At 66.2% G+C, this 13,331-nt stretch carries 11 protein-coding genes; 5 read left to right on the top strand and 6 right to left on the bottom strand.

The annotated features are described in order from the left end of the window. Positions 1-15: 15 nt before the first annotated feature. Entirely contained in the window at positions 16-1,053 is a 1,038-nt protein-coding gene (holA, locus tag ILP86_RS10780) for a DNA polymerase III subunit delta (RefSeq protein WP_046749211.1), read from the top strand. Between the two features lie 80 nt (positions 1,054-1,133). Here holA and rpsT read toward each other — a convergent pair whose 3' ends face one another. After that, positions 1,134-1,394 carry a 30S ribosomal protein S20 gene (gene rpsT, locus ILP86_RS10775; protein ID WP_017830351.1) on the bottom strand — a complete coding sequence of 87 codons (261 nt, stop codon included), beginning with the start codon at positions 1,392-1,394 and terminating at the stop codon, positions 1,134-1,136. Positions 1,395-1,616: 222 nt separating this feature from the next. On the opposite strand from rpsT, the gene ILP86_RS10770 reads away from it, so the two are divergent. Beyond that, a complete protein-coding gene (locus tag ILP86_RS10770) occupies positions 1,617-2,978 on the top strand; it encodes a glycoside hydrolase family 1 protein (protein WP_193761902.1) in 1,362 nt (453 codons plus the stop codon). Next, positions 2,975-4,213, top strand: a complete 1,239-nt coding sequence (locus tag ILP86_RS10765; protein ID WP_193761901.1) for an MFS transporter — start codon at positions 2,975-2,977, stop codon at positions 4,211-4,213. Before ILP86_RS10770 ends, ILP86_RS10765 begins: the two co-directional genes overlap by 4 nt. Here the strand turns inward: ILP86_RS10765 and ILP86_RS10760 are convergent. From ILP86_RS10760 to ILP86_RS10740, 5 genes are all read right to left on the bottom strand, one after another. Continuing rightward, positions 4,157-4,984 carry an alpha/beta fold hydrolase gene (locus tag ILP86_RS10760; protein WP_193761900.1) on the bottom strand — a complete coding sequence of 276 codons (828 nt, stop codon included), beginning with the start codon at positions 4,982-4,984 and terminating at the stop codon, positions 4,157-4,159. The two genes, ILP86_RS10765 and ILP86_RS10760, sit on opposite strands and share 57 nt — an antisense overlap. A 75-nt stretch (positions 4,985-5,059) precedes the next feature. Beyond that, positions 5,060-6,769, bottom strand: coding sequence for an ABC transporter family substrate-binding protein (locus ILP86_RS10755; protein WP_058631391.1), 1,710 nt, complete (start codon positions 6,767-6,769; stop codon positions 5,060-5,062). A gap of 115 nt (positions 6,770-6,884) precedes the next feature. Continuing rightward, positions 6,885-8,813 carry an ABC transporter ATP-binding protein gene (locus ILP86_RS10750; RefSeq protein WP_179516052.1) on the bottom strand — a complete coding sequence of 643 codons (1,929 nt, stop codon included), beginning with the start codon at positions 8,811-8,813 and terminating at the stop codon, positions 6,885-6,887. Beyond that, complete coding sequence (locus ILP86_RS10745) at positions 8,810-9,739, bottom strand: ABC transporter permease (RefSeq protein ID WP_058631389.1); 930 nt, start codon at positions 9,737-9,739, stop codon at positions 8,810-8,812. The genes ILP86_RS10750 and ILP86_RS10745 overlap by 4 nt, the downstream gene beginning before the upstream one ends. 2 nt (positions 9,740-9,741) lie before the next feature. After that, complete coding sequence (locus tag ILP86_RS10740; RefSeq protein WP_058631388.1) at positions 9,742-10,725, bottom strand: ABC transporter permease; 984 nt, start codon at positions 10,723-10,725, stop codon at positions 9,742-9,744. Between the two features lie 241 nt (positions 10,726-10,966). On the opposite strand from ILP86_RS10740, the gene lepA reads away from it, so the two are divergent. Beyond that, positions 10,967-12,820, top strand: a complete 1,854-nt coding sequence (gene lepA / locus ILP86_RS10735; protein WP_058631387.1) for a translation elongation factor 4 — start codon at positions 10,967-10,969, stop codon at positions 12,818-12,820. A 30-nt stretch (positions 12,821-12,850) separates the two neighbouring features. After that, on the top strand, positions 12,851-13,324 hold the full coding sequence (locus ILP86_RS10730; protein WP_193761899.1) for a DUF1990 family protein: 474 nt from the start codon (positions 12,851-12,853) through the stop codon (positions 13,322-13,324). The last annotated feature ends 7 nt before the right edge of the window (positions 13,325-13,331 follow it).

Here is a 13,331-nt window from a genome sequence, read left to right as displayed (position 1 = left end):
CGGTAGGCTGGTTCCATGGCAGCTTCGCGTACCCCTTCCCGCGGCGGCGCGAAGCCCACCAAGATCCCCCAGGTCTCCTGGCGCGAGCCGCGCCCGGCCCCGGTCGTGCTGGTCTCCGGTCCGGAAGAGGTCTGCGCCGAGCGGGCCATAGCCGGTGTGCGCGACTACCTCCGCGCCGAAGACCCTGCGCTCGAAGTCAGTGACGTACGCGCCGACGACTACGCACCAGGGACGCTCCTGTCGCTCACGTCGCCGTCCCTGTTCGGAGAACCGCGTCTGGTGCGCGTCTCCGGCGTGGAGAAGTGCTCGGATGCGTTCATCCAGGAGGCGGTGTCGTACCTCGACCACCCGCAGGAGGGGGCGACGGTCATTCTCCGGCACACCGGAGCCAGCGTGCGGGGCAAGAAGCTCCTCGACGCTCTTCGCGGTGGTTCCGGTGGCGGCATCGAGATCGCCTGCCCGGCGATCAAGCGCGACGGCGATCGGGTCGATTTCGCAGCCGGTGAGTTCCGCGCGGCGAAGAAGCGCATCGCTCCTCCGGCCTTGCGCGCCCTGGTTTCGGCGTTCGCCGACGACCTCACAGAGCTGGCCGCAGCCTGCCAGCAGCTCATCGGCGATGTCGACGGCGACATCACCGAGGAGGTCGTCACCAAGTACTACGGCGGACGAGTCGAGGTCTCGGCGTTCGTCGTGGCCGACACCGCGATCGCCGGCCGCTACGGCGAGGCGCTCATGGCCCTCCGCCACGCACTTTCCTCGGGGGCCGACCCGGTCCCGATGGTCGCAGCCTTCGCGATGAAGCTGCGCACCATGGCCCGCGTGGCCGGCAACCGCGAGCCGAGCCGTCAACTCGCGCAGCGCCTGGGGATGAAGGATTGGCAGGTCGACCGTGCCCGTCGCGATCTGGCGGGCTGGAACGAGCGCTCGCTCGGGATGGCGATCCAGGCCACGGCCAGAGCCGACGGCGAGGTGAAGGGTGCCGCGCGCGATCCGATCTTCGCCTTGGAGCGCATGGTGACGGTCATCGCCACACGACAGCCTTTCGGCGAATAGTTCATCGCCGGGTGCGCTCACCCCGAACACGAAGAAGGCCCGCCCCGATATCGGGACGGGCCTTTCTCAGAAGCGTCGGTTCAGAGGGAAGCGACCTGCTTGGCGAGAGCCGACTTGCGGTTCGACGCCTGGTTCTTGTGCAGGACACCCTTGCTGACGGCCTTGTCGAGCTTGACGGCGGCCTTCTTCAGGGCGGCCTCTGCGGCTGCCTTGTCGCCGGCGGAGACGGCCGTACGAGTGGTACGGATGACCGTCTTGAGCTCGCTCTTCACGGCCTTGTTGCGCTCGCGAGCCTTCTCGTTGGTCTTGTTGCGCTTGATCTGCGACTTGATGTTTGCCACGTGTGGACGCTTTCTGTACAGGAGTGTTCGGATTGCCGGCAGCAGAAGAGGGCTGCTGCACAGCGGTCGTGAGGGAAGAACCCACACGCAAGCCAAGAGTCGAGTCTACCAGCAGACGGGCCGTTGACGCGAAACGGCGGCGAGAACGCGAGACTCAGTCGCGGATTCGACGGTACCGGGTGCAGAATCATCATTATCCCGACACTGATGTCTAGGAGCCACATGACCCTCGAGCCCTCCCGTTCGCCCATGCCCTCCGGGCTCCGCTGGTCCGCAGCGACGTCCGCCTTCCAGATCGAGGGCTCCCGGCCCACCGGTGCATCCGGGCGATCAATCTGGGACGACTTCCTCGAGAGGCCGGGTGCCGTCCTCGACGGATCCATGGCCGACCCCGCGTGCGACAGCTACCGGCGCCCCGAACGCGACGTCGCTCTCGCGTCCGGTCTCGGACTCGACCGATACCGGTTCTCCATCCCCTGGGCTCGCGTCCAGCCCGACGGCCTGGGTCCGGGAGACACCACAGCGCTCGACCACTACTCGCGCGTCGTGGATATGCTTCTCGACGCCGGGATCCAGCCGTTCCCCACCCTGTACCACTGGGAGATGCCGAGCAGCGTCGAAGCCGACGGCGGGTGGCTCGAGCGCGACACCGCCGAGCGCTTCGCCGACTATGCGGCGCTTGTGGCTGATCGCCTCGGCGATCGGGTGCAGAACTGGTACACCCTCAACGAACCCGCGATGACGACCCTCCAGGGGTATGCGGTCGGCGCATTGGCGCCAGGCAAGCAACTCCTGTTCGGTGCCCTGCCTACCGCCCATCATCAACTGCTGGCGCACGCCCGCGCAGCGGCGGTGCTCCGAGATCGCGGTGCTGTCGCGGTGGGTCTGGTCAACAACCACACCTGGGTCCTGCCGCTGGGTGACACCGCCGAAGACCATGAGGCCGCGGCGATCTACGACCTGATCCACAACAGGGTCTTCAGCGAGCCGCTCCTCGCCGGCACCTACCCCGACCTGGAAGCACTCGGCCTGCCCTCGATGCCCGTGCAGGAAGGCGACCTCGAAGCCATCGGCCACTCGATCGATTTCTACGGCGTCAACTTCTACAATCCGACGACGGTCACGACCGCCGAAGAGGGAAGCCCGATCCCCTTCGACATCGTGCCGACGCCCGGCGTTCCGGTCACCGGATTCGGTCCCGAATGGCCGATCATGCCCGGCGCGCTGCGCGACCTGCTGATCGACCTGCATGGTCGCCATCCCGACATGCCGCCCGTGATCATCGGGGAGAACGGCGCCTCCTTCCCCGAGCCCGAGCGCGCGACCCGCGTGGAGGACACCGACCGCATCTCGTACCTCGCCGGGCATCTGCAGGCCGTCGGCGATGCGATCTCGGCCGGAGTGCCGGTGGAGGAGTACACGGTGTGGTCATTGCTGGACAACTGGGAATGGGCCGACGGCTACACCCAGCGATTCGGCCTCGTCCACGTCGACTTCGAGACGGGTGAGCGAACGCCCAAAGCCTCGTACGACTGGTACCGAGAGGTCATCCGGAGTTCGCGTGCAGCGGGGGAAAAGCGATGAACACCTCCGAGCACCCCCGCACCATACGAGCCGGCGCGCGATGGATGTCGCTGTTCACGCTCGCCTGGCTGGCGATCTGGACCGTGCAGCTCACTCCGGTGCAGCTCCTCCTCCCGCTGCAGCTCGACACTCCGGAAGACGACTGGATTCGCGGGGTCGTCTCCTCGGGCTTGGTTCTGGGCATCGGCGGGCTCGCAGGCATCCTCGCGGGTCCCGCCGCCGGTGCGCTCTCGGACCGTGCGGCTGCAGGCAGACACCGCCGTCGCCCCTGGGCGGTCGGCGGGGTTCTGCTGACGGCGGTGTGCCTCGTGCTCACGGGCTACGCCGACGGTCCGTGGACCGTGGGCGCAGGTTGGGTGGGCGTGTCGATCGGCGTCGCCGTGTCATCGGCGGCCTTCACCGCGCTCATCGCCGATCAGCTGCCGACGACGCAGCGAGGTGCCGCATCTGCCGCGGTCGGTTCCAGCCAGGCCGTCGGCATCGTCGTCGGAGTGGGGCTCGTGGTACTCCTCGGCCTCGGAATCCGCGAGGGGTACTGGCTGCTCGCCGGGATCATCGCGGTCGTCGGCACGGCGACCGCACTCCTGCTGCCGGATCCGCCGAGTACGGAGGCGCTGCGGCCTAAGCGCAACGGAGGGCGCCGGCTCGCCTCGCTCCGCGACCGCGACTTCGCGTGGATGCTCTCCGGTCGACTGGTGACGAACGTGGGGAATGCCCTCGGCACCGCGCTGTTCCTGTTCTTCCTGTTGCACGGCCTCGGGCAGCCCAGCGCGACAGCCCAGGACAACCTGCTGCTGCTCGTTGTCGTGTACACGGTCTTCGTCGTCCTCGCCTCCGTGGTCACCGGCATCGTGTCCGACCGCACCGGGAACAGGAGAACGCTCACGGTCGCCGCGACGGTCGTGCAAGCGGCGTCCGGGGTGGCGATCGCGCTCGTCCCGACGTTCGAGATGACCATGGTGGCCGCGGCCCTCATGGGGCTCGGATACGGGGCGTTCTCGACGGTCGGCCTCGCTTTCGCCGCCGATCTCCTCCCGGATGCGCAGGACCACGCGAGGGATCTGGGAATCGTCAACGTGACGGCCGCCCTCGGACAACTCATCGGTCCGGTGCTGGGAGCCGGCCTGGTCGCACTCGTGGGCGGGTTCTGGCTCGTGTTCGTCGCAGCCGCCGTGCTGTCACTGGTCGGCGGACTCCTCACGGCGTTCGCTCGGCAGCCGTCCACGGCGGCGTGAGCGCGCCGCGAGCTCCTCTACGTCCACGTCTTCTGCATCCGCCTGCGCTGCATCCGCCTGCTCGACGGTCGCGATGGCGAGCTGCAGCACGGCGTTGAAGATCTCCGGACGCATCGCGGTGACCAGGTGGGTGGTGCGCGGCACGACGATCAGCTCCGCATGTGGTGCGAGCTGCCGGAACAGAGGCTCGTTCAGCCGCAACTGGTCGTACTGCCCGTTCACGAACCACAGCGGAACAGTGATGCGGGGAACGGCTGCGGCGATGTCGAGTGCGGCGAGGCTGCGCAGTGCGGCGTCCTGCGTGTCGAGCGCGTAGCCGCCGGCGGCGAAGTCCGAACGGTTCTCGAGAGGGATGGTGGCGGCGAGCATCTGGCGTGTCAGCCACATCCCGCGATCGGGGAGGGAGTCGACGGCGCGGGCGAACAGGCGGTAGGCGGCGAGACCGGTGCCGCGGGGCAGGGACGTGCAGGCGGCGGCGACCAGGGCAGCGATCGGCGGAGCCTCGGCACCGCCGGCGTAGGCGAGCGAGAGCAGTCCGCCCATGGAATGGCCGACGAGGACGACGGGTCCTTTGTCAGCGGCCGCGCGCACTGCGACGTCGATCGTGTGCAGCGCCTCGTGCAGCGTGAAATCCTCTTGCATCCGTGATCCGTGGCCGGGAAGGTCGACGGCGGTGAAGGCGTGTCCCCGCTCCTCGAGATAGACGGCCTGCGATCGCCACATCGTGGCCGAGGTGCGGATGCCGTGCACGAAGACGATCTGTGCGCTCACGGGTTCAGCATAAGGAAAGCGGGGCCGGTGGATGAACCACCGGCCCCGCTTCGACACGATTCGTGTCAGAGGGTGTTACTTCTCCCAGCCGACGTTCTCGACCGGGCTGATGCCGAACAGATCCAGACCCAGGTAGGGCTCAGGCGTCAGGTTGGCGAGACCCTCGCGGACCGTGTAGATCTGCGGTCCGTTGTACAGCGGGATGAGGCCCCAGCGCTTGTAGATCTCGGGCTCGAGCTTCATCGCGGCAGCGGTCTGCGCCTCGGGGTCGCTCTGCGACTCGACCTTGTCCTTGATCTCGGCGTCCAGCTCAGCGTCACCGACACCCGACAGGTTGAGACCCGAGTCCGAGCAGTACAGCTGGCAGAACCAGGCAGCACCGAAGGCGTCGGAGGACGTGAAGCGGAGACCCGAGACGTCCCAGTTCTTCGACGTGTAGTCGTCGGAGAACTGGCTCGAAGGACGAACCTCGACCTTGACGTCGATGCCGACCGCCTTCTCCTGAGCCTGCAGCGACTGCGCGAGAGCCTTCTGCGTCGCGGAGTCGCTCCAGATCGGGTAGACGACGGAGAGCTTCACGCCGTCCTTTTCGCGGATGCCGTCGGAGCCCTCCTCCCAGCCTGCCTCGTCAAGGAGCTTCTTGGCGCCCTCGACGTCGAACTTCCAACCGGCCTCCTTCATGGAGTCGGAGTAGCCGGGCTGGAACGAGAACAGCGTCAGCGAACCGGCCGGGTCCTCCTTGTAGCCCAGGCCGTTCCAGGCGATCTGCTTCTGCTGGTCGATGTTGATGGCCTTGAAGAACGCCTCGCGGACCTTGACGTCCTCGAACTGCGGCTTGGTCGAGTCGACCTGGAGGATGGTGTTGGCCGTCTGCTGAGCGCGGTAGATCACGGCTCCATCGACGTCCTTCACCTGATCGATGAGCTCCTGCGATCCGGTCTCGGTCATGTCGACCTCGCCGTTCTTGAAGGCGTTGACGCCGGCGGGGTAGTCCATGCCCGTCATCGTGACCTTGTCGAGCAGCGGAGCGTCGCCCCACCACTCGGGGTTCGGCTTGAACGAGATGTAGCCCTTGGTGGCGTCGTACTCGTCGACCGTGTACGGACCTGCGCCCCACTCAGGGTGCGGGTTCTCGTTCATCGCCTCGTTGAACGCGGTCGGGTCGGCGAGGGCCGGGTGGATGACGCCGCCGTTGAACGGCATCTGCGGCCAGGCGAACTCGCCCTTGAACGTGACGATCGCAGTCTTCGCGGTGTCGCCCTGCTCGACGGACTCGATCTCCTTGTAGCCGTCGGTCGCGTTGGGGTTGAAGCCCTCGTCGTACGAGCGGTTGGCCTTCCACGTGGCGTCGATGGCAGTCCAGTCCATGTCGGTGCCGTCGTTCCAGTGCGCCTCGTCGGTGAACGTGAAGGTCAGCACGGTCTTGCCGTCCTTGACCTCGTTCTTCCACTCGGAGAGGTAGTTGTCGTTCTTGTACTGCGTGCCATCCGGCTTCATGAGGATGATCTGCGGCATGTACCAGGCGGCCACGCGCGTGGTGTTGGCACTCGCATCGCTGTTGAAGGCGTTCAACTGGGCGGGGATCTCGGTGAGCGCGAAGTTGACCTCGCCGCCCTCCTTGAGGTTCTCGCGCGGCTGCGGGTTGTAGTTGGACATCTCGACCCCGGCGGCGTCGCCCTCGTCGTTCTTGTCGCCACTGCCGGTGTTGCCGGCAGCGCACCCGCTGAGTGCGAGTGCGAAAGCGCCGGTGAGTGCCAGCGCTCCCATCAGCTTGTACTGCTTCATGGTGCTCCTTTCGCCTTGCGGCGTGTCATAAGGGGAGAATAGTTCGCCGGGTGCACGAATGCGCCTGCGGCAAGTGAATCCGGACTAACCGTTACCGGACGGTGACCGTGGCCGATCAGGACGGGACGGCGCGGGACGTCGCCGTCGCCGGGTCGAACACGATCCGCTCGCGCGTGCGCTCGATATCGGGGTCCGGAACCGGGATCGCCGACAGCAGCGCCTTCGTATACGGGTGCTGGGGGTTGTCGAAGACGTCGTCGACGTCGCCGTGCTCGACGAAGTCGCCGAGGTACATGACTGCGACGCGGTCGGCGATGTGCCGGACCACGGACAGATCGTGCGCGACGAACAGATACGAGATGCCGAGTTCGACCTTGAGGTCGTCAAGGAGGTTGATCACGCCGGCCTGGATGGACACGTCGAGCGCGGAGACCGGCTCGTCGAGCACGAGGATCTTCGGGTTGGTGGACAGAGCCCTGGCGATGCCGATGCGCTGGCGCTGGCCGCCGGAGAAGGCCTGCGGGAACCTGTCGCTGTGTGCGGGGTTAAGGCCGACGAGATCCATCAGCTCCTTGACCCGTCGATGAGCCTCGACCTTCGACGTGCCGATCGCTGACAGCGGCTCCGAGATGATGTCCGCAACCGTCATGCGGGGATCGAGCGCTCCCATCGGGTCCTGGAACACGATCTGGATGTCGCGACGCAGCGCGCGCTCCACCTTGTGACTGTGGATGTCGTTGACGCTCGTTCCGGCGATGATGATGTCGCCATCGGTCTGCTTCACCATGTCCATGATCTGCAGCAGTGTCGTCGTCTTGCCGGAACCGGACTCGCCGACGATGGCCAGGGTCTCACCTTCGCGCACGTCGAAGCTGATGCCCTTGATCGCGTGCACCTCGCCGACCTTGCGCTTCAGGAACGCGCCCTTGAGCAGGGGGAAGGTCTTGGTGAGGTTCTTCACCTCGAGCGTGATGGGTCGCTCCTCGCGGGGCAGGCGGGTCAGCGCGCTCTCCGGCGCTTCGCGCACCGGATACACCGGCAGGCCGCCGAGGAGGCCGCCATCGGCGATCTCGTTCGCGCGGATGCACGCGGCGCGGTGCTCCTCACCGCCGCCGGTGAGCACGGGCAGCAGTTCGGGCTCACGCGTGCGGCAGGCGTCCATCACGATGGGGCAGCGGTCGGCGAACGGGCACGCATCCGGGAGGTTGATCAGCAGCGGCGGGTTGCCCTTGATCGGAGTGAGCGGCTCCTTCTCGGCCTTGTCCACGCGGGGGATCGCGCCGAGGAGGCCGATCGAATAGGGCATGCGCGTCTGATGGAAGAGCTCGCGCACCGGTGCCTGTTCGACGGGCTTGCCTGCGTACATGACCATCACGTCGTCTGCGGTGCGGGCGACGACGCCCATGTCGTGGGTGATCATCATGACGGCGGCGCCGGTCTCGGCCTGGGCCTTCTCGATCAGGTCGAGGATCTGCGCCTGGATCGTGACGTCGAGAGCCGTGGTGGGTTCGTCGGCGATGATCAGCTTCGGGTTGTTGGCCATCGCGATGGCGATGACGACACGCTGACGCATGCCCCCGGAGAACTCGTGCGGGAAGGACTTCATCCGCTTCTCGGGCTCGGTGATCCCGACGAGCTTCAGGAGCTCGATCGAACGCGCTGTCGCCTCCTTGATGCTGAGGCTGCGATGCACCGTCAGCGCTTCGATGAGCTGCGCGCCGATCGTGTACACGGGGGTGAGCGAGGTGAGCGGGTCTTGGAAGACCATGGCGATGCCGTTGCCGCGGATGGCCGAGAGCTGCGAGTCCGTCTTTCCCAGGAGTTCCTGACCGTCGAACACGATGGACCCTGAGACCTTGGCGTTCTCGTCGAGCAGTCCCATCACGGCGAGGGAGGTGACGGACTTGCCAGAACCCGACTCGCCGACGATCCCGAGGGTCTTTCCGGCTTCGAGGTCGAACGAGACGCCGCGGACAGCGTCGACCCTGCCGGCCTCGGAGGCGAAGCTGACCGTGAGGTCGCGGACGGAGAGTACAGGGCTCATGCGCGGCCTCCTGCAGCCGAAGTGGGATCGAGAGCGTCGCGCAGTCCGTCGGCGATGAGCGCCATCGAGACGGTGAGCAACGTGAGGATCAGAGCGGGGAAGTAGAACAGCCAGGGTGAGCTGGTGATCGTCGTGCTTCCCTCGCCGATCAGGGAGCCGAGCGAGACGTCGGGGATCTTGACGCCGAACCCGATGAACGAAAGGCCCGTCTCGGTCGTCACTGCGGCGACGATGCCCAGGGTGAAGTTGATCACCAGCAGCGAGCCGATGTTCGGGATCAGGTGACGCGTCACGATGCGCAGGCCACGCACGCCCATGTAGCGCGCCGCCTGCACGTACTCGCGCTCACGCAGCGAGAGCGTCATGGTCCAGATGATGCGGGCGGGGAAGAACCAACCGACGAAGATCATCACGAGCGCGATGACCCACCACACGCCACCGGAGTCGTTCGAGATGATCGACAGCAGCAGGAAGGTGGGGACCACCATCATGAAGTGGATGAACAGCAGAGCGAACCGCTCGAACCAGCCACCGAAGTAGGCGGCCGCCGTTCCCACGAGTGCGGAGAGCACCGTCGTGCCGACGGACACGGTGATGGCGATCATGAGCGATCGCTGCAGTCCCACGGCCGTCTGCGTGTATGTGTCGTTGCCGGCGCCGTTGGTGCCGAACCAGTGCGCAGCGGACGGCGGCTGGCTCAGCGCCAGGAAGTCCATGCTGTCGACGGCGTACGGAGACAGGAGAGGCCCCAGTGTCGAGAAGAGGACCAGCACGATGAGCACGACCACACCGCCCACAGCGGCCTTGTTGCGCATGAAGCGTCGGGTGTAGAGCGTCCACTTGGACAGCGACTTCCCCGTGGCGCGGTCCGCGGTCGGCGGGGCCGCTGGCGGCTCGACGAGAGGATCGATCATTTCGGCGGTCATGGTCAGCTCACCCTCACTCGCGGGTCGAGGACGACGACGACGATGTCGGCGAGCACTGCGCCGATCGCGGTCAGCACGGCGCCGAAGGCGGCGACGGCCACCACGCCGTTGATGTCGTTCTGGTTGATGGTGTCGAGGAAGTACCGGCCCATGCCCTGCCAGGCGAAGATCTGCTCGGTCAGGATCGCGCCGGTGAAGATCGTGGGGATCGTGAAGGCGACCTGTGTCGCGACCGGGATGAGCGAGGTGCGAAGCGCGTGCTTGCGGACGGCTTGCGCCTTCGTGAGGCCCTTGGCGCGGGCGGTGCGCACGTAGTCGGCGTTGATGTTGTCGAGCAGGAGCGACCGCTGCAGGAAGTGGTACTGGGCGTAGCCGACGATCACGAGCGCGATCGTGGGAAGTGTCAGGTGCTGCAGGGTGTCGATGATGACGGGGAAGAATCCGGTCACGCCGGGACTCGATGAACCGGTGACGTAGAAGATCCGCACCCCGGTCCACTCGTTGAGCGAGATCGCGAGGAGGACCACGCCGAGACCGGCCACGATGATGTTCAGGTTCATCGTGATGATCGATGTCGCCTGCCCGATGCGGTCGGCGAGCTTGTACTGGCGTGAGGCCGTGTAGACACCGAGCCAGATACCGAGCAGCGCGGCGATGATCGTCGCACCGAGCACGAGTTCGGCGCTGACCCACATGCGGTAAGACACCTGTTCGTTGACCGACTGGCCCGTGGGGCTCAGGCCCCAGTCCCACCGGAACAGGATGCTGCTGAACCAGTTCCACCAGCGCTCCATGAGCGGAACGCTGTCGCTGAGGTTGCGTGGGATCAGGACGTTGTCGATCTGCTCCGGGGTGAGCGGAGGTCGGCGCCCGACATAGTTGCTGCGCGGATCGAGGAAGCCCCACGCCAGGAAGAACGTGAGGTTCGTGGCGACCACGATCATGAGCAGCCAGCCGAGTGCTCGGCGCAAGAGGTACTTGATCAAGGGGGGTAAGTCTTTCTCTTCTACAGACGCGCTCGGGATCTGCCGACGCAACGCTGAGTCAGTTGGATACACAATCGCCATCCACCGAACTCTGCGACGCGACGACCATCACGGGGTGTATGACGGAGTCTTATCGCTTGCGGGATCCGGTGTCACGGATTTTCCCTGGCAACTTCGGGAGACTATCACCGGTATGGCCGAATCGGGGATTAGCCTCGCCTGACCGTACAATCGAGTGGACATGTCCCCACGCGCTCTCACTCCTCTTCAGCCTGCTGCGACGCCGGCTGCGCAGATCCGTAATTTCTGCATCATCGCCCACATCGACCACGGCAAGTCGACGCTCGCCGACCGCATGCTCCAGATCACGGGCGTCGTCTCGGATCGCGACATGCGCGCGCAGTACCTCGACCGTATGGACATCGAGCGTGAGCGCGGCATCACCATCAAGAGCCAGGCGGTCAGGATGCCCTGGGAGCTGGATGGGCAGACCGTCGCGTTGAACATGATCGACACCCCGGGTCACGTCGACTTCACGTACGAGGTGTCCCGGTCCCTCGCCGCCTGCGAGGGAGCGATCCTGCTCGTCGACGCCGCACAGGGCATCGAAGCGCAGACCCTCGCCAACCTGTACCTCGCGCTCGAGAACGATCTCCACATCATCCCGGTGCTGAACAAGATCGACCTCCCGGCGGCCGACCCGGAGAAGTACGCGAAGGAGCTGGCCTCCCTCATCGGCGGGAAGCCGGAGGATGTGCTGCGGGTCTCCGGTAAGACCGGCGCCGGCGTGGAGGACCTGCTCGACAGGCTCGTCCAGGAGATCCCGGCGCCGAGGGGTGACGCGGATGCTCCGGCCCGCGCCATGATCTTCGACTCGGTCTATGACGCGTACCGCGGCGTCGTCACGTACGTCCGCATGATCGACGGCAGCCTGTCACCCCGCGAGCGCATCCAGATGATGTCGACAGGCGCGAACCACGAGGCTCTCGAGGTCGGCGTGTCCAGCCCGGAACCGACTCCCACCAAGGGGCTCGGGGTCGGTGAGGTCGGCTACCTCATCACCGGCGTGAAGGACGTCCGTCTCTCCAAGGTCGGCGACACGATCACGAACGCCCGCAAGCCCGCATCCGAAGCGCTCCCCGGATACACCGACCCGAAACCGATGGTGTTCTCGGGCATCTACCCGATCGACGGCAGCGACTATGCGGAGCTCCGCGAGGCCCTGGACAAGCTGAAGCTCTCCGATGCCTCCCTGCAGTACGAGCCGGAGACCTCGGTCGCCCTCGGGTTCGGATTCCGCTGCGGCTTCCTCGGACTCCTGCACCTGGAGATCGTGACCGAGCGTCTTGCGCGGGAGTTCGGACTCGATCTCATCACCACGGCGCCCAGCGTGATCTACGAGGTGCTCACGAGCGACACCGGCGAAACCGTCACCGTCACGAACCCGAGCGAGTACCCCGATGGGCGCATCGGCTCGGTGTCGGAGCCCATGGTCAAGGCGGCCATCCTGTTGCCCAAGGACTACGTCGGCACCGTCATGGAGCTGTGCCAGTCGCGTCGAGGCACGTTGCTCGGCATGGAGTACTTCTCCGAGGAGCGCGTCGAGCTGCGCTACAACATGCCGCTCGGCGAGATCGTCTTCGACTTCTTCGATCAGCTGAAGTCGAAGACCCAGGGGTATGCGTCGCTCGACTACGAGCCCTCAGGGCAGCAGGAAGCCGACCTGGTGAAGGTCGACATCCTCCTGCAGGGGGAGAAGGTCGATGCCTTCAGTTCGATCGTGCACCGCGACAAGGCCTACGCCTACGGCACGATGATGGCGGAGCGGCTGCGCAAGCTCATCCCTCGCCAGCAGTTCGAGGTGCCGATCCAGGCCGCGATCGGCGCACGCATCATCGCCCGCGAGACGATCCGCGCGATCCGCAAGGACGTGCTGGCCAAGTGCTACGGCGGTGACATCACCCGCAAGCGCAAGCTCCTCGAGAAGCAGAAGGAGGGCAAGAAGCGCATGAAGATGGTGGGCCGTGTCGAGGTGCCGCAGGAGGCGTTCATCGCTGCGCTCTCCGGCGATGTCGAAGGCAAGGAAAAGAAGTAACCGGTGCCGTTCCCGGCGTATGAGCGGGGGATGACGCGCGGCCCGATCCGCGCGGTGCCGAAGGGGATGCGCCTCTCCGAGCGTTCAACGGTCGTCGGCCCTGCCGCGCGAACTGCGGTCGCCGCGCTGGTGAGCTCGTGGGATTTCAAGCGCCGTGCGGGATTCGAAGTCCCTGTCGGTGCGCCTGCCGCAGGCGTCGAGGGCGTGCTCGCGAAGCGTCTGCTCGGTATTCGATTCGTGGAGCCCGTACGGGTCGTATGGGCGGATGAGAACGGCTTCGGCTACGAAACCCGTCCTGGGCATCCGATCTACGGCGAGGAGTCGTTCCTGATCGACGAGCCCGGCGTTTTCGTCGCGCGATCGGTCTCGCGTCCTTCGACGTGGTTCTGGCGATTGCTGGCGCCGGCGCTCCTGCTGCTGCAGCGAGCCACGCACGACCGGTATGTCCGCATCGTTCAGGATGAGGCGGGGGCGTCGTCGGTCTCGCGCCGAGCCACGATGTGACGCTCCG

The organism is Microbacterium sp. R1, assembly GCF_015159725.1.
GTDB lineage: Bacteria > Actinomycetota > Actinomycetes > Actinomycetales > Microbacteriaceae > Microbacterium > Microbacterium oxydans.
The sequence above is the reverse complement of the archived record's forward strand: the minus strand, read 5'-3'. Positions and strand labels throughout refer to the sequence as shown.